At 68.0% G+C, this 19887-nt stretch carries 16 protein-coding genes; 13 read left to right on the top strand and 3 right to left on the bottom strand.

Annotated features, from left to right (window positions below; translation table 11 throughout):
- Positions 1 to 139: 139 nt before the first annotated feature.
- Positions 140 to 1606 carry a chromosomal replication initiator protein DnaA gene (dnaA, locus tag VV02_RS02380; protein WP_052589551.1) on the top strand — a complete coding sequence of 489 codons (1467 nt, stop codon included), beginning with the start codon at positions 140 to 142 and terminating at the stop codon, positions 1604 to 1606.
- Between the two features lie 21 nt (positions 1607 to 1627).
- On the opposite strand, the gene VV02_RS02375 is transcribed toward dnaA, so the two are convergent.
- Positions 1628 to 2344 (bottom strand): GAP family protein, encoded by a 717-nt coding sequence (locus tag VV02_RS02375; RefSeq protein ID WP_157063235.1) that lies wholly within the window; start codon positions 2342 to 2344, stop codon positions 1628 to 1630.
- 891 nt (positions 2345 to 3235) lie between these two features.
- Between VV02_RS02375 and dnaN the strand changes: the two genes are divergently transcribed.
- The 8 genes from dnaN to VV02_RS02335 all read left to right on the top strand — a co-directional run bounded on the left by dnaN (position 3236) and on the right by VV02_RS02335 (position 14075).
- Positions 3236 to 4366 (top strand): DNA polymerase III subunit beta, encoded by a 1131-nt coding sequence (dnaN, locus tag VV02_RS02370; RefSeq protein ID WP_052596444.1) that lies wholly within the window; start codon positions 3236 to 3238, stop codon positions 4364 to 4366.
- Positions 4367 to 4490: 124 nt separating this feature from the next.
- Entirely contained in the window at positions 4491 to 5486 is a 996-nt protein-coding gene (gnd, locus tag VV02_RS02365; RefSeq protein WP_281177330.1) for a phosphogluconate dehydrogenase (NAD(+)-dependent, decarboxylating), read from the top strand.
- Positions 5487 to 5592: 106 nt separating this feature from the next.
- Positions 5593 to 6792 carry a DNA replication/repair protein RecF gene (gene recF, locus VV02_RS02360; protein WP_052589548.1) on the top strand — a complete coding sequence of 400 codons (1200 nt, stop codon included), beginning with the start codon at positions 5593 to 5595 and terminating at the stop codon, positions 6790 to 6792.
- Complete coding sequence (locus VV02_RS02355) at positions 6779 to 7351, top strand: DciA family protein (protein WP_425412247.1); 573 nt, start codon at positions 6779 to 6781, stop codon at positions 7349 to 7351. Before recF ends, VV02_RS02355 begins: the two co-directional genes overlap by 14 nt.
- A 117-nt stretch (positions 7352 to 7468) precedes the next feature.
- Complete coding sequence (locus VV02_RS02350; RefSeq protein WP_052589547.1) at positions 7469 to 8464, top strand: hypothetical protein; 996 nt, start codon at positions 7469 to 7471, stop codon at positions 8462 to 8464.
- A 276-nt stretch (positions 8465 to 8740) separates the two neighbouring features.
- Entirely contained in the window at positions 8741 to 10831 is a 2091-nt protein-coding gene (gene gyrB / locus VV02_RS02345) for a DNA topoisomerase (ATP-hydrolyzing) subunit B (RefSeq protein ID WP_052589546.1), read from the top strand.
- Between the two features lie 113 nt (positions 10832 to 10944).
- Positions 10945 to 13530, top strand: a complete 2586-nt coding sequence (gene gyrA / locus VV02_RS02340; RefSeq protein ID WP_052589545.1) for a DNA gyrase subunit A — start codon at positions 10945 to 10947, stop codon at positions 13528 to 13530.
- Positions 13527 to 14075 carry a DUF3566 domain-containing protein gene (locus tag VV02_RS02335; RefSeq protein WP_245632976.1) on the top strand — a complete coding sequence of 183 codons (549 nt, stop codon included), beginning with the start codon at positions 13527 to 13529 and terminating at the stop codon, positions 14073 to 14075. Before gyrA ends, VV02_RS02335 begins: the two co-directional genes overlap by 4 nt.
- 78 nt (positions 14076 to 14153) lie before the next feature.
- On the opposite strand, the gene VV02_RS02330 is transcribed toward VV02_RS02335, so the two are convergent.
- Entirely contained in the window at positions 14154 to 14957 is an 804-nt protein-coding gene (locus VV02_RS02330; protein ID WP_052589544.1) for a DeoR/GlpR family DNA-binding transcription regulator, read from the bottom strand.
- Positions 14958 to 15042: 85 nt separating this feature from the next.
- On the opposite strand from VV02_RS02330, the gene VV02_RS02325 reads away from it, so the two are divergent.
- The 4 genes from VV02_RS02325 to VV02_RS02310 are packed head-to-tail and all read left to right on the top strand — an operon-like array spanning position 15043 to position 18641.
- A complete protein-coding gene (locus VV02_RS02325) occupies positions 15043 to 15963 on the top strand; it encodes an SIS domain-containing protein (protein ID WP_052589543.1) in 921 nt (306 codons plus the stop codon).
- 1 nt (position 15964) lies between these two features.
- Entirely contained in the window at positions 15965 to 16882 is a 918-nt protein-coding gene (locus VV02_RS02320; protein WP_052589542.1) for an ROK family protein, read from the top strand.
- Positions 16864 to 17796, top strand: a complete 933-nt coding sequence (locus VV02_RS02315; protein WP_218917335.1) for a 1-phosphofructokinase family hexose kinase — start codon at positions 16864 to 16866, stop codon at positions 17794 to 17796. The genes VV02_RS02320 and VV02_RS02315 overlap by 19 nt, the downstream gene beginning before the upstream one ends.
- Complete coding sequence (locus VV02_RS02310) at positions 17793 to 18641, top strand: class II fructose-bisphosphate aldolase (protein ID WP_052589540.1); 849 nt, start codon at positions 17793 to 17795, stop codon at positions 18639 to 18641. Before VV02_RS02315 ends, VV02_RS02310 begins: the two co-directional genes overlap by 4 nt.
- Before the next feature lie 105 nt (positions 18642 to 18746).
- Here VV02_RS02310 and VV02_RS02305 read toward each other — a convergent pair whose 3' ends face one another.
- Positions 18747 to 19793 (bottom strand): LacI family DNA-binding transcriptional regulator, encoded by a 1047-nt coding sequence (locus VV02_RS02305; protein ID WP_245632975.1) that lies wholly within the window; start codon positions 19791 to 19793, stop codon positions 18747 to 18749.
- Positions 19794 to 19887: the final 94 nt, after the last annotated feature.

The raw sequence follows: 19887 nt of genomic DNA, 5'->3' as shown, positions 1-19887 counted from the left end.
GCCCTCGGAGTTGTTAGCGTCTGGCCTTCTGACCCGGCTCCACCTCTTCGTACACAGCCTGTGGATAAGCCTGTGGATTGCCTGCCTAGTCTAGGTTCGCTGGAGCAGCGGTAGCCACGACACAGCGGAGGGGAGCACGGTGACTGTAAGCGAGCATCAACCGGATCTTGCCCACGTCTGGCACTCCACAGTGCTAGCACTTGAGGAGACCGGCATCGCCGCTCGCGACCGTGCGTTTCTGCGGTTGACCCGTCTCGTCGGTCTGGTCGACCAGACCGCACTCCTCGCGGTGCCGTTCGATCACACCAAGGACATTCTCGAGACGACCCTGCGCGAGCCGGTGTCCGCCGCGCTGAGTCGACACCTCAACCGCGACGTACGCCTCGCCATCACCGTCGATCCGCAGCTGCGACAGACGGTCGACGGGAGCGCCGAGGCGCGCGAGGCCGGCATCGGTGAGGACGAGGTCGCCGAGACCGAGGCGGAGGAGCGTGCGACCCGCGACACCGTCGTACCCCTGCGGGCGTCAGTCCCGATGACGACGACTCGGCCGGTCGAGCCGGTCACCGATGCGCGACTCAACCCGAAGTACACGTTCGACACGTTCGTCATCGGTGCCAGCAACCGGTTCGCCCACGCCGCGGCGTTCGCGGTGGCCGAGGCGCCCGCGAAGTCGTACAACCCGCTGTTCGTCTACGGCGACTCCGGGCTGGGCAAGACGCACCTGCTGCACGCGATCGGTCACTACGTGCGCAACCTCTACCCGAGCATGCGCGTGCGCTACGTGAACTCCGAGGAGTTCACCAACGACTTCATCAACTCGATCCGCGACGACAAGGCGAGCAGCTTTCAGAAGCGCTACCGAGACGACGTCGACGTCCTCCTCATCGACGACGTGCAGTTCCTGCAGGGCAAGGACGGCACGCAGGAGGAGTTCTTCCACACCTTCAACGCGCTGCACGATGGTGAGAAGCAGATCGTCCTCACCAGCGACCAGCCGCCCAAGAAACTGAGCGGGTTCGCCGACCGGATGCGGTCGCGGTTCGAGTGGGGTCTGCAGACCGACGTCACGCCGCCCGACCTGGAGACCCGCATCGCCATCCTGCGCAAGAAGGCGATCGCCGAGCGGATGAACGTGCCCGACGACGTGCTGGAGCTCATCGCCAGCAAGTTCTCCACCAACATCCGCGAGCTCGAGGGTGCGTTGATTCGCGTCATGGCGTTCGCCTCACTGTCGCAGCAGCCGGTCGATCAGCAGGTCGCCGGCTACGTGCTGAAGGACCTGGTCCCGAGCGCCAGCACCGGCCAGATCACGGCCACCCTGATCATGACCAAGACGGCCGAGTACTTCCATGTGTCGGTCGAGGAGCTCTGCGGTTCGTCGCGATCACGCACGCTGGTGACCGCGCGACAGATCGCGATGTATCTGTGCCGTGAGCTCACCGAGCTGTCGCTGCCCAAGATCGGTCAGCAGTTCGGCGGCCGGGACCACACCACGGTCATGCACGCCGACCGCAAGATCCGGCAGCTGATCGGTGAGCGCCGGCCGATCTACGATCAGATCACCGAGCTCACCAGCCAGATCACCCGCGCTGCCGCGGGCTGAGTGCCGTCGACGCCGCGAGCGTCAGCCGAACAGGCGGGCCACGGCGTCGCGCGCCAGCAGGAAACCGACGATGCCGATGATCCAGCTCGTCGTCTCGCGGCTCGAGCGCTCCATCCAGGCACCGAACCTGCGCAGTACCGGCTCGATCAGCTGGCGTGCTCCGAGCCGGACGACCAGGAGTACCAGCGCCGGCAGGATCATCACCACGCAGTAGAGCAGTAGCGCGCCGACGTGCATGGGAACGGCGAGATCCGCCTTCGCCAGGATCCCGATGGCTCCCAGGTAGGGCAGCATCGTCGCGACCTCCAGGCCGGCCGCAGCCAGGGCCAGCGTCACCAGGCCGCGGTACCCGCGCTCCGCACCGTCCGCCGTCTCCACGCCCATCGCCTGGTCCCGCCAGCGGGTGAGGCGGCCGCCTCCCGCCTGCTGAGGGCGACTCTTGCGGACCATCCAGAACGAATAGGCGAACAGCGCGACGCCAAGCACGAGCTGCACGGCGAATGCGGTCTTGCTCTCCAGGAATCCGTCGAGGTCGTCGACGAACGCCGCCACCCCGGCGGAGAGCAACAGCCCGACCACGGCGTAGAAGGCGGCCACGGTCCCGAGGAAGACCACCACCCGGGCCGGCCGGAGGCGTCCGGGCGCGAGCATCAGCCAGATCGGGATGAGCAGCGTGCCGAACGACGTGGAGTCGATCAGCGCCAGGACAGCGAGGGTGCCAAGGAGAGCGGGGGTCACACCCTCAGCCTGTCGCCTCGGTACCGGGGTCCACAGCGGCCACAAGACCATCAATCTCAGCTGCACCCCCCACCTTGGGCGTACGTCCTTCGTCGCGGCGCGATTGACCCTCGCCTTGAACGTGAGGCCCGACCCGTTGTCCACAGGCTGTGGGGAAGCCTGGGGATGACCATGGGGATAAGCCTGTGGAAAACAATGACCCTCGCGTTCGACCCCGAACCCACGACGGGACGCGGTGCGCCCGCGAAGCCCTCGATCGCGGTGCTGATGACCGCAGCCCGTGCCGTATAAGCCCGCAAAACCAAGGTGTGCGACGGTTATCCACAGCCTGGGGATAGACCTGTGGGCAAGTCACAGCACGCCATTCACGCCACCTACGCCACAGAAGTCACACCTGTTTCGCCGCCGGCACGAGCTGTTTCGATCCCCACACCCTGCGCACAACCTGTGGATCAACAGTCGAATCAGTGGGGACGACGCGTGGACCGGCCGACTTATCCCCAGGTCGAGCAAGTTATCCACACCCTGTCTCCACGCCCTGTGCACAGCCCAGATCACCGAGATGGCGGTCCGTACGGCTGTTGTCCACAGAATCCACAGGTGCGATCACCACTACTACCCTTATCGACCAGCTGACGCCCCGCCCCGCGTACCTGGGGATGACGTGGACAGTGAGCCATTCGTTCGTCACTCATCCAGACCAGGAACGTGCGCCCCAGATGTTGGATTGCCACCAAAGACCCGACTAGGGTCGGCTCGCACCCGGCGTACGCGTGGGTGTCCTCTCTCGCTCCATCACACGACCGACGTCGGTGACCGGAGCGGAGCCAGACGACGAAGGATCGCCGCGCGGTCACCGCACCGTGGCGCGACAGGCAAGGGACGGTGGACGTGAAGCTCCGGGTCGATCGCGACGTGCTGGCCGAAGCAGTGACGTGGGCGGTACGAGGTCTGTCCCCGCGTCCGCCGGTGCCAGTCCTGGCGGGGGTGCTGCTGGAAGCCACGCCCGAGGGCCTGGTCCTGAGCGCCTTCGACTACGAGGTCTCAGCCAGGGTCACGGTGGATGCGCAGGTCGATGAGCCGGGCACGGTGCTCGTGCTGGGTCGCCTGCTCGCCGACATCTCCCGGAGCCTGCCGAGCAAGCCGGTCGAGATCGCGACCGACGGATCCAAGGTGCAGGTGACCTGCGGCTCAAGCCGCTTCAGCCTCCAGCAGATGCCGACGGACGACTACCCGACCCTGCCGTCCTCGCCCGACTCCACGGGCAGCATCAACGGCGATGTCTTCACCCAGGCGGTCGGTCAGGTCTCGATCGCGGCCGACCGTGGTGACACCTTGCCGATCCTCACGGGCGTCCGGGTCGAGATCGAGGGCGAGAAGATCACCCTCCTGGCGACTGACCGCTACCGGCTGGCGATGCGCGAGCTGAGCTGGAACCCGAGCGTGACCGATGCCAGCCACGTTGCACTGATCCCGGCCCGCACGCTGTCGGAGACGGCCAAGGCCCTCGGCGCCTCCGGGTCGGTCGACATCGCACTTGGCACGGCCGCCGGTGGCGACGGCCTGGTCGGCTTCGAGGCCGGTCAGCGGCGGGCGACCACCCGCCTGCTCGACGGTGAGTACCCCAAGGTCACCTCGATCTTCCCCACCAGCGTCGACTCGGTCTCCGTCATCGAGACCGCGGCGCTGACCGAGGCGGTCAAGCGTGTCTCCCTCGTGGCCGAGCGCAACACCCCGATCCGGCTGCGCTTCTCCGAGGGCCAGGTCGCGATCGAGGCCGGCACCGGTGACGACGCGCAGGCGAGCGAGGCGGTCGAGGCGACGCTGACCGGTCCAGAGCTGGAGATCGCGTTCAACCCCCAGTTCCTGCTCGACGGGCTGGGCGCGCTCGGTACGTCGTACGCCCGCCTGTCGTTCACCCAGCCGAGCCGTCCGGCCGTCCTGAGCGGGCAGGCCGAGGCGGACGGCGATGCGGACGAGAGCTATCGCTACGTCCTGATGCCTGTCCGTTTCGCCAGCTGACCACGCCACTCGGCTCGGTCAGCCGGCCCGTACAACTCCTGATGGTGGGGAGTCTTCGCGACCGCTCGCAGCGGGCGTAGCGTTCCACCAGGGCACCACCCGTTTCCGCAGAGCGCGAAGGAGCATTTCGATGCAGCTGGGTCTGATCGGTCTGGGCAAGATGGGCGGCAACATGCGCGAGCGCATCCGTCGCGCCGACCACGAGGTCATCGGCTTCGACCGCAACCCTGAGGTCAGCGACGTTGCTGACCTGAAGGAGCTGGTCAGCAAGCTCAAGGCACCGCGCACCGTCTGGGTCATGGTGCCTGCGGGCGACCCGACGCGCGAGACCATCAAAGAGCTCAGCGGCCTGCTGTCCGAGGGCGACATGGTCATCGACGGTGGCAACAGCAAGTTCACCGATGACCAGGCCAACGCCGAGCTGCTCAAGGACAAGGGCATCGGCTACGTCGACTGCGGTGTGTCTGGCGGCGTCTGGGGCCTGGACAACGGCTACGGCCTGATGTGTGGCGGCGACGCCGAGCACGTCGAGCGCGCGATGCCGATCTTCGACGCGCTGCGACCCGAAGGTCCGCGCGAGGAGGGCTTCGTCCACGCCGGCAAGGTCGGCGCCGGCCACTACGCGAAGATGGTCCACAACGGCATCGAGTACGGCCTGATGCACGCCTACGCCGAGGGTTTCGAGCTGCTCGAGGCCAAGGACATCGTCGAGGACGTCGAAGGCTGCTTCAAGGCTTGGACCCGTGGCACCGTCGTCCGCTCCTGGCTGCTGGACCTCCTGGTCAAGTCCCTCGAGGAGACGCCTCACCTCGAGGGCATCAGCGAGTACTCCACCGACTCCGGCGAGGGTCGCTGGACCCTGGAGGAAGGCATCAACCTCGCGGTCCCGATGCCGGTGCTGGCGGCCGCACTGTTCGCCCGCTTCAGCTCACGGCAGGAGAACTCCCCGCAGATGCGGGCCGTCGCCGCGCTGCGTGGACAGTTCGGCGGCCACGAGGTGATGAAGTTCGGCGAGGAGCCTTGGCGAGCGGCCAAGGAGGGGCACAGCGAGGTCAGCCCTGCTGCTCAGCCGAAGCAGGACGACAGGCCCAAGCCTGGCGCGAAGGCCAGCGAGCACTGAGCCACTAGCGCGGGGACGGGTCGGCCCGTGCGCCGAAGGTGACCTTCCGGCGTACGGATCAACGCCCTTGTCCGATGCTCCGCGAGATGGCGCGAGGGAGGAACGGATGTATCTGCGGCACCTGTCGCTGGTCGACTACCGCTCCTACCCGGTTGCCGAGGTCGAGCTCGAGCCAGGCATCACGACGTTCGTCGGCCTCAACGGACAGGGCAAGACCAACCTGGTCGAGGCGGCCGGATACCTCGCCAGTCTGTCCTCCCATCGGGTCGCGCAGGACGCGCCGCTGGTCCGAGCCGGCGCCGAGCAGGCGATCATCCGGGCGGTCGTCGTGCGCGACGGCCGTGAACAGATCGTGGAGCTGGAGATCAATCCCGGTCGCGCCAACCGTGCTCGCCTCGGCAGAGCGGCACTGACCCGCCCGCGCGACATCCTCGGCGCGCTGCGCACCGTGCTCTTCGCCCCTGAGGACCTGGCACTCGTCAAAGGTGACCCGTCCGAGCGGCGACGGTTCCTCGACGAGCTCCTCGTTGCGCGGCAGCCTCGCTGGGCCGGCGCCCGGGCCGACTACGACAAGATCCTCAAGCAGCGCAACGCGCTGCTCAAGTCCTCGATGCCATTGCTGCGCAAAGGTGCTCGTCGCCCCCGCCGTGATGAGAGCCAGCCCGAGGACGAGGCGCGGGCATCCGCTCTTCACACCCTCGATGTCTGGAACACCCATCTCGCCCAGGTCGGCTCATCGCTGCTCTACGCGCGGCTGCGGCTGCTGCATGACCTGTCCCCTTACCTGGCCAAGGCGTACGACGAGGTGAGCGCGGGGCGCGGAGCCGCGCAGGCGTCGTACCGCTCATCCGTGCACGAAGAGGTGGCCTCGGTGATCGCGGCCGGGGAGGTGCCTGAGCAGGCCGATCTCCAGCAGGCCATGCACGACACCTTCGCGCAGGTCCGCAGCCAGGAGGTCGAGCGCGGCGTCACCCTCGTCGGCCCGCATCGCGATGACCTGGTCCTGCAGCTGGGCGATCTGCCGGCCAAGGGGTACGCCAGCCACGGGGAGTCCTGGTCGTTCGCGCTGGGGCTGCGGCTGGCCGCGTTCCAGCTGCTGCGCACTGACCTCGGGACGGATCCCGTCCTGGTGCTGGACGACGTGTTCGCCGAGCTTGATGCCGGCCGGCGCGCCCGGCTCGCGGCCATGGTGGAGGACGCCGAGCAGGTGCTGGTGACCGCTGCGGTCGCGGACGATGTCCCTGATGCGCTGACCGGTCGGACCTTCCACGTGACGCTCGGGGAGGTTTCACGTGAACCCGCCTGAGGACGCGCCGGCCGCCCGTCAGCTGGGCCCGCAGCCCGTCTCAGAAAACCCGGCCGACGACACCGTCGACGCAGCGGCAGCTGCGCTGGCCCGGGTGCGTAGGGCTGCCCGTGATCGTGGGCTGCGACCCGGCTCCCCCGCGATCCGACGTCGGAAGGCCGGCGACCGGGGACGGTGGTCGGCTCGCGAGGACCGCGCCGGCCGCGATCCCCAGGCTCTCGGCGATCAGGTCGACCGGCTCATGCGCGACCGTGACTGGCGGGTCGACGTCGCGGCTGGAGCCGTCATGGGCCGTTGGGAGGAGATCGTCGGTGCGGACGTCGCACAGCACACCGCGCCCGTCACGTTCCAGGACAGCGTGCTGACGGTGCGCGCCGAGTCCACGGCTTGGGCGACTCAGCTGCGGCTGCTCAGCTCGACCATCCTGGGCCGGATGGAGCAGGCGGTCGGCGCCGATGTCGTGGTCGAGCTCCGCGTGGTCGGACCTTCGGCTCCGTCGTGGTCCCGCGGTCTACGCAAGGTGCACGGCGGCAAAGGCCCGCGTGACACGTACGGCTGAGGGACGTACAGAGAACTTGTCCCTTGCTTTGATGTGCTTGTTCGGGCCGATCCACGTACGGTGACACGTCGGGGATTCAAGGACCGAGACCCGCCCGACCAGGAGAGTGACAGGCACGTGAGCGGACCGGACCGCCCTGACGACAAGGACCGTCGAGTCCTCGACGCGTTCTTCCCCGATCCCGACGCGACGGAGACCGACGTCCACCGCGTCGCCCGTATCCCGGGTGCACCGCAACAGCCTGCCGAGCCTGGCGGCTATGCCAAGCCACCGCGCGGCGGTGCCGACTCGGTGACGCCGCCCGAGGAGGACGAGGTCATCGAGGACCCGACCGACCCCTACCTCACCCAGCCGCGGCAGACGGATCGGCCGGACGGTCAGCCGGACGGCGGCCAGACGCAGACCGCGCCGACGTACCACGAGGACGGTGGGTCGACCGAGACCGCCCAGACCTACAGCGCTACTCCGTCGCAGGGTTACGTGCCACCGCCCGCGGCGCCGGACTACGGCCAGCCGCAGCATCAGTACGCGCCCGCGGCCCCGCAGGGTGGCTACGGCAACCAGGGCTACCAGGATCCGTCGTACGCCGAACCGGCCTACGCCGAGCCGTACACCGAGGAAGCGCCCCGCAAGCGCAACGGCATGGTCGGCCCGATCGCGGTCATCCTGCTCTCGCTCGTCGCGCTCGGCGCTGCCCTGGTGTTCAGCATGTCCGGCGACGACAACAAGAAGGCCGACCCCACTCCCCTGCCGTCCGCGACGGGCACGCCGAGCGATTCCGGCACCGATGCTCCCTCGACCGACGAGCCCGGATCGTCGACCGAGCCGGGCACCAGCACTGAGCCGAGCACGTCGTCCTCGACCAGTACCGCCGCTGGGAGCTTGCCGCCCGGCGTCAAGGTCTGCAGCCCGACAGTCGGGGCGTCCCAGACGACCACCTGCGGCTTCGCCCAGAACGTCGCGGCCGCGGTCAAGGCGGCCGGCCCGAAGACCGGCCCTTTCACCGTGAATGCGCACAGTGACGCGACCAAGCAGGACTACGCCATGAGCTGTACAGGGGGCTCGGTGACGGTCTGCTCGGGCGGTAAGCGCGCGGTCGTCTACGTCATCTGAGGCGGATCCGGCCGAGCGGCTCGCAGGCCGGCTGGGACACCGGGCTGCGATTCCCCCCTCACGGCTGGGTGGGTTTGCGGCTGACACGTGTCCACAGGGCCCTCCACGCGCCCGTTCCAGGAGTGGAGACAGGTAGACTTGGTGAAGGTCCGTGCACCGTGGTCGTTCATGCCAATGCGTGAGTACGCCAGGTGGTGACACGGACCGTCCCACGCCACCTGTGTGGCTCGGCCTGCGCCCTGGCGCAGACCTGTGCCGCGCGCAAGAAGGAGCACCGTGTCTGACGCGCCTCATGAGACGCCCGACCTCCCCGCCGGTGAGGACGCCACCCCGCCCACACCCAAAGCCGCACCGCGCGAGCCGGCCCCGGAGGTCGCGTACGACGCCGATGCGATTCAGGTGCTCGAGGGTCTGGAGGCGGTCCGCAAGCGACCCGGTATGTACATCGGATCAACCGGCGCGCGTGGCCTGCACCACCTCGTTCAGGAGATCGTCGACAACGCGGTCGATGAGGCGATGGCCGGCTTCGGTGACTCGATCGAGGTGACACTGCTTGCTGACGGCGGGGTTCGCGTCGTCGACCACGCGCGCGGAATCCCTGTGGGCGTCAACAAGGACTACGGCATCTCCACGGTCGAGCTGGTCCTGACCCAGCTGCACGCCGGCGGCAAGTTCGGTGGTGGCGGCTACAAGGTGTCCGGTGGCCTGCACGGCGTCGGCTCATCCGTCGTCAACGCGCTGTCGCACCGACTCATCGCGCAGGTACGCCTGGACGGGCGCATCCACGAGATGGAGTTCGAGGACGGCGTCCGCAAGGCGCCGCTCGCCGACATCGGACCGACCGAGGATCCGGACGACAGCGGTACGACGATCACGTTCTGGGCCAACGGCGACATCTTCGAGACGACCGACTACGACTTCGACACGCTGCGGACGCGCTTCCAGCAGATGGCCTTCCTCAACAAGGGTCTGAAGATCAGCCTCACCGACGAACGCCCCCGCGAAGTCGAGGAGGGTGCCGTCGAGGAGGCCGTGGCCGAGGGTCACGAGGTCGACACCAAGCCGCGCACCATCAGCTACCGCTACGACGACGGTCTGCTCGACTACGTCAAGCACCTCAACTCCTCCAAGCGCAGCGAGCCCGTCCACGAGGACGTCATCGCTGTCGAGGCCGAGGACCCAGACCGGTTGCTCTCGGTCGAGATCGCGATGCAGTGGACGACTGCCTTCAGCGAGTCGGTCCACACCTACGCCAACACGATCAACACGCACGAGGGCGGTACGCACGAGGAGGGCTTCCGGACCGCGCTCACCTCCCTGATCAACACCTTCGCCAAGCAGCAGAAGCTGCTCAAGGAGAAGGACGACAACCTCACCGGTGAGGACATCCGCGAGGGACTGACAGCAGTCATCTCGGTGAAGCTGGGTGAGCCGCAGTTCGAGGGTCAGACCAAGACCAAGCTCGGCAACTCGGAGGTGCGCGGCTTCGTGGCCAGCGCGGTGCGGGACGAGCTCGGGCACTGGCTGGAGGCGCACCCCAACGAGGGCAAGTCGATCGTGCGCAAGTCGGTCCAGGCCGCGGCCGCTCGAATGGCCGCTCGCAAGGCGCGTGAGGCGACCCGTCGTAAGGGCCTGCTGGAGTCGGGCGGCCTTCCGGGCAAGCTCAAGGACTGCCAGTCCAACGACCCGACGATCTCCGAGGTCTTCATCGTCGAGGGTGACTCGGCCGGCGGCTCGGCTGTGCAGGGTCGCAACCCGCACAACCAGGCGATCCTCCCGATCCGCGGCAAGATCCTCAACGTCGAGAAGGCCCGCATCGACAAGGTGCTGGCCAACAATGAGGTCCAGGCGCTGATCTCGGGCTTCGGCACGGGTATCGGAGAGGACTTCGACCTCAGCAAGACCCGCTATCACAAGATCGTGCTGATGGCTGACGCCGACGTCGACGGCATGCACATCCGGACCCTGCTGCTGACGCTGCTCTTCAGGTTCATGCGACCCCTCATCGAGGCGGGCTACGTCTATCTCGCGCAGCCGCCGCTCTACCGGCTGAAGTGGTCCAACCACGAGCACGAGTTCGCCTTCTCCGACCGCGAGCGCGACGCGATGATGCAGGCCGGCCAGTCGAAGGGTTGGCGCCTGCCCAAGGACAACGCGATCCAGCGCTACAAGGGTCTCGGCGAGATGAACTACCAGGAGCTGTGGGAGACCACGATGGACCCCGACCACCGGGTCCTTCTCCAGGTCACGCTCGACGACGCGGCCGCCGCGGACGAGATCTTCTCGATCCTGATGGGCGAGGACGTCGAGTCGCGGCGCGGGTTCATCCAGCGCAATGCCAAGGACGTGCGGTTCCTTGACATCTGACGGCGTCGTACGAATTTGCATGAACGACAAGGGAACTCACCGCCCGGTGACGATGCCAGACCGCGAGGAGCTTGCGACGCGCGGCTGGAAGAGGAACGGGCGAAAGGATTCAGATGACTGACGTGACGCAGCCGCCCACCGAGGGCAACCGGGTCGACCCGATTGACCTCAACACCGAGATGCAGCGCAGCTACATCGACTACGCGATGGCGGTCATCGTCAGCCGCGCGCTGCCGGATGTGCGCGACGGTCTCAAGCCGGTGCACCGGCGCATCGTCTATGCGATGTACGACGGTGGTTACCGCCCGGACCGCGGTTACAACAAGTGCTCGCGCGTCGTCGGTGACGTGATGGGTCAGTACCACCCGCACGGTGACTCCGCGATCTACGACGCGATGGTGCGACTCGTCCAGCCGTGGTCGATGCGCTACCCGCTCATCGACGGCCAGGGCAACTTCGGCTCCCCCGGCAACGACGGTGCGGCCGCGCCGCGATACACCGAGTGCCGGATGGCGCCGCTGGCCCTGGAGCTGGTGCGCGACATCGACAAGGACACCGTCGACTTCGAGCCCAACTACGACGGCAAGACGATGCAGCCGTCGGTGCTGCCGGCGCGCTTCCCCAACCTGTTAGTCAACGGCTCCGCCGGTATCGCGGTCGGCATGGCGACACAGATCCCGCCGCACAACCTGCGCGAGGTCGCTGCGGGCGCCCAGTGGTTCTTGGACAACCCGGAGGCCACCCGCGAGGAACTGCTCGAAAAGCTGATCACGATCATCCCCGGCCCGGACTTCCCGACCGGCGCGCTGATCATGGGCCACAAGGGCATCGAGCAGGCCTACCGGACGGGTCGTGGCTCGATCACGATGCGTGCGGTGGTCGAGGTCGAGGAGATCCAGGGTCGTACGTGCCTGGTCGTCTCCGAGCTGCCCTACCAGGTCAACCCCGACAGCCTCGCGGAGAAGATCGCGTTGCTGGTCAAGGAGGGTCGTGTGGGCGGCATCGCCGACCTGCGCGACGAGACGTCCGGTCGTACCGGGCAGCGTCTCGTGGTCGTGCTCAAGCGCGACGCCGTCGCGAAGGTCGTGCTGAACAACCTCTACAAGCACACCCAGCTGCAGCAGAACTTCGGTGCCAACATGCTGGCGCTGGTCGACGGGGTGCCGCGCACTCTGCCGGTCTCGGCTTTCATCCGATACTGGGTGGATCACCAGATCGACGTCATCGTGCGGCGTACAACGTTCTTGCTGAACAAGTACGAAGCCGACATCCACATCCTGCGCGGCCTGCTCAAGGCGCTGGACATGCTGGACGAGGTCATCGCGCTGATCCGTCGCTCCCCCAGCGCGGATGAGGCGCGTGGCGGGCTGATGGCGCTGCTGGATGTCGACGACGTCCAGGCCCGCGCCATCCTCGACATGCAGCTACGTCGCCTGGCCGCTCTGGAGCGCCAGAAGATCATCGACGACCACGATGAGCTGCAGCTCAAGATCGAGGAGTGCAAGGACATCCTGGCCAAGCCCGAGCGGCAGCGGCAGATCGTCACGGATGAGCTCGCCGAGATCGTGGAGAAGTACGGCGACGAGCGGCGTACCAAGATCGTGCCGTTCGACGGCGACATGAACATGGAAGACCTCATCCCCGAGGAGGACGTGGTCGTCACGATCACCCGGGGTGGCTATGCCAAGCGGGTCAAGACGACCGAGTACCGCTCGCAGCGCCGAGGCGGCAAGGGCGTACGCGGGGCGCAGCTGCGGGGCGACGACGTGGTCGAGCACTTCTTCACCACGTCCACGCACAACTGGCTGCTGTTCTTTACCAACCTCGGCCGGGTCTATCGGGTCAAGGCGTACGAGCTGCCCGAGGGCAGCCGCGACGCCAAGGGTCAGCACGTGGCCAACCTGCTGGAGTTCCAGCCGGGTGAGTCCATTGCGCAGATGCGCTCGATCAAGGACTACAACGAGCAGCCCTATCTCCTGCTGGCCACCCGCAACGGGCTGGTCAAGAAGAGCCGGCTGCCCGAGTACGACTCCCCGCGTTCTGGTGGACTCATCGCGGTCAACCTGCGTGACGGCGACGAGCTCGTGGGCGCCGCGCTGGCCAGCGCGACCGACGACGTCCTGCTGGTCTCGCGCAAGGGCCAGTCGGTCCGGTTCAACGCCACCGATGAGTCGCTACGACCGATGGGCCGCGCGACATCGGGTGTCACCGGGATGAAGTTCCGGGGTGGCGATGAGCTCCTGTCGATGAACGTCGTCCACGACGGTGAGGACCCCGACGTGTTCGTGGTCTTCGAGAACGGTCTCGCCAAGCGGACCGCCTCCTCCGACTACCCCGTCAAGGGCCGCGCCACGCTCGGTGTGAAGGTCGCGCAGCTGTCCGATCGTGGAGGCGATCTGGTCGGCGCGTTGACGGTCTCCGAGGACGACGAGGTCATGGTGGTCATGGAGAAGGGCAAGATCGTCCGTTCCCGTGTGACCGAGGTTCGACGGACCGGTCGATCGACCATGGGAGTGCAGTTTGCGACCCCTGGATCGGGCGATTCGATCGTCGCCGTCGCGCGCAACACTGAGCGCGAGGTCGAGGAAGAGGTGGACGATGGCGTAGCGTCTGACTCGACAACGACCCCCGAAGACGTTTCGTCGCCGGTGGAGCCGGAGGCTGCTGGGGGGTCCAGCGAGGCGGGAGACGATGAGTGAGCACGCCAGAGGGCACTGAAGCCGCGCAGGCCGTGACGGCCGAAGCGCCGGCCGCGCGCCTGCCGAATTCGGTGGCGCGCCCGACGACCAAGGGACCTCGTCCCCAGAACGGCGCGCCGGCCACCAACGGTCATGCGCCCGCGGCCGGCCCCCGCCCCGCACCGCGAAGGCCTGGTCGTGCCACGCCCCGCCGCGTTCGGCTGACGCTGTCGCGGGTCGACCCGTGGTCGGTCATGAAGATCGCGTTCCTGCTGTCGGTGGCGGCGGCGATCGCCGGTGTCGTGATGGTCGCGGTCATGTGGACGGTGCTGCAGGGCATGGGCGTCTTCGGTGACGTGCAGGACATGTTCCGCACGCTGGACCAGGAGGGCTCCAACTTCGAGCTGATGGACTACGTCGGCTTTGGCCGCGTGGTCTCGCTCTCGGTCGTCATCGGCGTCATCGACATCGTGCTGCTGACGGCGATCGCGACGCTGGCGGCGTTCCTCTACAACATCTGTGCCTCACTGGTCGGCGGCATCCAGCTGACCCTGTCCGACGAGTAGACACCGCACCGCTGCAACATCAATTGACTCCGGCTACACGCATGCGTGTAGCCGGAGTCAATTCGTGTCTGGGGGCGTTCAGAGGACCTGTACGTCGACGTCAATGTCTCGCAGCGCGTCCAGCTCCTCGGCCGGAGCCTCCGCGTCCGTGATCAGCGTCGTGACCGCGCTCGCCGGGCAGATCTGAGCCATCCGCGTGCGGCCGACCTTGTCGCCCGTCCCGACCACGATGATCCGGGCCGCCCGCGCGGCCATCGCGGCGTTGACCGCAGCCTCCTCGTCGTGCCCGCAGGTGGCGCCGCCCGCCGCGCTCAGTCCGTCAACACCGAGCACGAGCGTGTCCAGCCAGAGCCGCCGCAGCGCGGACACGGGCAGGTCACCCGTCATCTCGTAGGAGCCCGGCCGCGCGACACCGCCCAGGACGAGGCAGCGGATGCTCGGTCGCAGCGCCAGCTCAGAGGCGATGTTGAGCGCGTTGGTGACCACACTCAGGCGAGGCGGCCGAGCCGGGTCGGTCGACTCCTCCGGCTCGGAGGCGAGGGCCCGGGCGACGGCAGTCGTCGTACGGCCGCCGTTCAGACCCACCACGGTGCCGGACGGGATCAGCTGAGCGACCCGCTCAGCCAAGGCGTTGCGGGAGGAGTCGCCAGACGTGCTGCGGTAGCGCGCCGGCAGCGAGTAGGTGACCGACGTGGCGACGATCGCGCCGTGCGTGCGCGTGGCAAGCTGCTGCCCGGCCAGGGAGACGAAGTCCCGTCGAATGGTGGCGGGTGAGACGTCCAGCTCCTGGCTGGCCTCCGTCACGGTCAAGCGGCCTCGCTCGGCCAGCAGCTGCAGGAGGGCCGTCCAGCGGGGCTCGCGGTCTCGCGTCGTTGTCGCCACTTCGCTCCTCGAGGCTATGCGCCCGATAGTGAACGTTTTTAGAATGAATCGCTCACACATGAGCATATCCGTTACGGTGTCAGTTATGTCGACTCAGACCACTGCACAGTCCCACCTTGCGCGCGAAGTCGCCAGCCAACCCGCCCTATGGGCGGCGGCCGTTGCGATGGCGCCGACGCACGCCGACCAGCTGCCCCGGCGTGGAGCGCGGGTCGCGGCGATCGGCTGTGGCACGTCGTGGTTCATCGCCCAGGCCTACGCCTCACGGCGCGAGGAGCTGGGTCATGGGGAGACCGACGCCTTCACCGCGACCGAGTTCCCGACCGAGCGGGCGTACGACGCCGTGCTGCTGATCTCGCGCTCGGGTACGACGACCGAGGTCCTCGAGGTCGTGGAGGCGGTCCGTGGTCGCATCCCCACGTACGCCATCATCGGCACGCCCGGAACGCCGCTGACCGAGGTCTGCGACCACGTCATCACGCTGCCCGAGATGGATGAGCAGTCCGTCGTCCAGACCCGCTTCGCCACCTCGACCCTCGCTCTCCTGCGGGCGTCTGTCGGCGACGACATGACGGCCGCGATCGAGCAGGCGAAGGCCGTACTCGCCGAGGACGAGGCCAGCGCCGTGGGCGATCTGATCGACCTCGAGGAGATCACCTTCCTCGGCCGCGGCTGGGGCATCGGACTCGCCCACGAGGCGGCTTTGAAGCTTCGGGAGTCCTCGCAGTCCTGGGCTGAGTCATACTCAGCCATGGAGTACCGGCACGGTCCGATCAGCATCACGACCACGGGGAGGGCGACGTGGGTGCTGGGCGACGTCCCCGAGGGACTGGACGAGGACGTGGCACGCACGGGAGCCCGGTTGGAGCACCGCGACATCGACCCGTTGGCCGAGCTCGTCAGGGTGCACCGACTCTGCCTGGCCCGGGCTGCAGCCCGCGGCCTCGACCCCGACCAGCCGCGTCACCTGACCCGCTCCGTGATTCTCGATCCCGCCGGTGGCTGACATGAAAGCGCCCACGGTCACCGCTGTCGCGGCCTTCGACGTGGGCGGCACCCGCGTCAAGGCTGCGTTGGTGGACGTCGGGCTCCAGGTCATCGCCTCCGTCACGGTTCCCACACCAGAGGGCATCGCCGACGATCCGGCCACCGCACTGAAGCCCGTGCTGGAGGAGCTGATCGATCGGGCCGAGGAGGGCGTCAAGGTCGTCCACGTGGGAGTTGTGGTCCCTGGACTGATCGACGACGAGAGCGGCGTCGCGCTGCTCGCGGTCAACCTCGGCTGGCGGGACCTGCCCCTGCGGCAGCAGATCACCGACGGGCTCGGACTCCCTGCCGCCATCGGCCACGACGTGCGCGCCGGGCTGCTCGCCGAGCGACGGCTCGGCGCTGCCGTAGGTGCGCAGGACGTGCTCTTCGTGCCCATCGGCACGGGGATCGCGGCCGCTCTCATGATCGACGGGCATCTGCTCAACGCCCAGGGGTGGACCGGCGAGATCGGACACGCCATCGTCGACCCGAGTGGAGCGCTGTGCTCCTGCGGCGCGCGTGGCTGCCTCGAGACCATCGCATCGGCATCGGCGATCGCCCGCCGCTACAGCGCCGTCACCGGTCGCAAGGTGACCGCGAGTGATGTGGCCGCCCTCGTCGACGCCGGCACCGACGATGCCGCACGCCAGGTCTGGGCCGAGGCTGTCGACGCGCTCGCGACGGTGCTGAGCACCACGATCATCGCGACCGGTGCCGACCGCATCGTGATCGGCGGCGGTCTGGTGCTCAGTGGCGACACGCTGCTGGAGCCCCTGCGCCGGGCGGTCGGGGCGCGGATGACGCTGGGACGTCGCCCCGAGATCGTGGCGTCGCAGCTGCAGGACCGGGCAGGCTGCCTCGGCGCGGCCGTCCTGGCGTGGAACTCCTACTCGTGATCCTCACTCTTACCCCCAACCCTGCGCTCGATGTCACCTACACGGTCGACGCGCTCGAGCCCGGCGCAAGCCATCGGGTGCGTCAGGTCGTCCAACGGGCCGGCGGCAAGGGAGTCAACGCGGCGTCGGTCCTGGCCCAGCTCGGCCACCCCGTGCGCGCCTATGGTCCTGCCGGAGGTCCCACCGGCGCGCTCCTGATCGATGATCTCCGACGCCGAGGAATCGACCAGGCGATGACCGAGGTGTCAGCCAACACACGTCGTACGATCACCGTCGTGGCCGAGTCCGACCACAGCGCAACGGTTCTCAACGAACCCGGCACTCTCGACGCGGTGTCCTGGCGCCAGGTGCTGGCCGACCTGCGCCATGGTCTTGAGGCCGGCGCGGAGGTCCTGGTTGCCTCCGGGAGTCTGCCCGCCGGTGTCGCAGACGAGGCGTACGCCGATGTCATCGGTCTGGCGCACGAGCACGGCTGTCCTTGCATCGTCGATACCAGCGGACCGGCTCTGCTGAGCGCACTCGCGGCCAGCCCTGATCTCATCAAGCCCAACCATCACGAGCTCGCTGAAGTCACGGGGACGAGCGAGGCGTACGACGGCGCTCGACTCCTCCAGCAACGCGGCGCCCGCACGGTCGTCGTCTCTCGCGGCGAGAACGGCCTGCTCCTCGTCCGACCGGACGGGACGTCGTACGCCGCCCGGCCGCGAGTTCCGTTGGAAGGCAACCCGACTGGGGCTGGCGACGCAGCCGTGGCCGCACTGGCAGCGGGACTTTCACTGAACTTGTCCGAGCCCGAGATGGTCCGCACCGCCGTGGGGTGGTCGTCGGCAGCCGTCCTCGCACCCGTCGCCGGCGACGTCGACCGCGCGGCCCTGCACGACCTCACCACCACCGTGATCCAAGGAGACGCATGACTCTCGCCCGACTCGACGACGTCCTGCACGAGGCTCGCTCCGCGGGCCGCGGAGTGGGTGCGTTCAACGTCATCCAGCTCGAGCACGCCCATGCGTTGGTCGCCGCGGCTGAAGCAACCGGCCTCCCCGTCGTCCTCCAGATCAGCGAGAACGCGGTCCGCTATCACGGGTCGGTGCTCGGAATCGGTTCAGGCACAAAGGCATTGGCGGCTGCATCATCAGCCACGTGCATCCTCCACCTGGACCACGCGACCGATCCCGAGCTGGTGAAGCAGGCGGTCGACCTGGGATTCACCTCAGTGATGTTCGACGGGTCGCAGCTGCCCGACGAGCAGAACCGTGACCTCACCGCCGAAGTGACAGCCCGATGCCACGAGGCCGGAGTGTCAGTCGAGGCCGAGCTCGGTGAGGTTGGCGGCAAGGACGGCGTGCACGCGCCGGGCGTCCGCACCGATCCCGACGACGCAGCGGCCTTCGTCGCGGACACCGGCGTCGACGCGCTCGCGGTCGCCGTCGGGTCCTCGCACGCGATGACCGAGCGCACGGCCTCGCTCGACCTGGATCTGGTGGCGCGGCTGCGCGATGCGGTGCCCGTGCCGCTGGTGCTGCACGGCTCGTCTGGCGTGCCCGACGAGGAGATCGCACGTGGCGTGCAGGCCGGGCTGACCAAGGTCAACATCGCTACGCACCTCAACGTCGTCTTCACCGGCGAGGTACGTCGGGTGCTGGCTGAGCAGGAGAGTCTCGTGGACACCCGCAAATACCTGGGGCCCGCGCGCGACGCCCTGCGCGACGAGGCCGCTCGCCTCCTGCGCCTCCTGGCCTCTCCCCCGCCGGTCGAGTAGCCGGAGCGCTAGCGGAGGCGTATCGAGACCAGGTGCACGCGGTCACCCGGTCTCGATACGGCTCGCCCTTTGGGGCTCGCCTACTCGACCAGCGAAGGGGCTCGCCTACTCGACCAGCGGTTTGCGGGGTGGGGCGGTGCTGGCGCGCACGATCAGCTCGGGCACCAGCGGTGTCTCCTCGATCGGCTCCTTGGTGATCTGAGCCAGCAGATGTCGTACGGCACTCGCGCCCACTCCGAGGAGCGGCTGAGCCACCGTGGTGAGCGCTGGACGACTGAACGGCGCCAGCGAGATGTCATCGACACCGACGACCGAGACGTCCTCCGGGATACGCAGCCCGGCGTCCTCGAGTGCCCGCATCACACCGAAGGCCATCTCGTCACTGGAGACGAAAACCGCTGTGGCGTCAGGGATTCGGGCGAGCAGCTGACCCGCCTCGTAGCCGGACTGCGGGGTCCAGTCGCCGTGCAGGAGAGGAGCGGGCGTACGACCCGCGGCTTCGACGGTGCGCTGCCAGCCCGCGGTGCGCAGCGATGCCTCGTTCCACTTGTCATCACCCGACACGTGCCACACGTTGTCGTGCCCCAGGTCGAGCAGGTGCTGGGTCGCCAGGCGACCGATCAGCTCCTGGTCCACCATGACCATCTGCGTCGTCGAGGAGATTGCACCGTCCACGGACACCGACGGGACGCGGGCGAGGAGGTCCGCGACGCGACGGTCCGGCTCGTTGATCGGGATGGCGAGCACGATGCCCTCGACGGCCTGCTCGATCAGCGTGGCGAGGGCCGACTCGAGCGCATGCGCCGCGAGCGATGTCACGCTGACCGTGCTCACGGTGTAGCCGGACTCGCGCGCCGCCTGCTCCATGCCGTGCGAGATGAGGAGGCCGGAGTACTGGACCGTGGACCACATCACGGCACCGATCGTGCGGCTGCGTCCGGAGGACAGCACGCTCGCGGCGTGGTTGCGGCGATAGCCGAGCTGTTCGACGGCTGACATCACCTGAGAACGGGTGCGATCGCTAACATTCACATGGCCGCGCAGGACGCGCGAGACGGTCTGGGCAGACACCCCAGCCAGCCGGGCCACGTCCTGCATACCGGGTGGGCGCCCGTCCCCTGCGCCGCCGATGCCCAGATCTTCTACTGCCACCTAGCGATCCTAACCGGCTGACTTTCGGCTTCCGGCGCTCTGCGCGGGACGGATCTTGCGAATCGGTTGTTATCGCTAACATTGCGTGCCATCC

This window comes from Luteipulveratus mongoliensis, assembly GCF_001190945.1.
GTDB classification, from domain to species: domain Bacteria; phylum Actinomycetota; class Actinomycetes; order Actinomycetales; family Dermatophilaceae; genus Luteipulveratus; species Luteipulveratus mongoliensis.
Note: the sequence above shows the minus strand (reverse complement) of the source record. Positions and strands in the feature narration are given on the sequence as shown.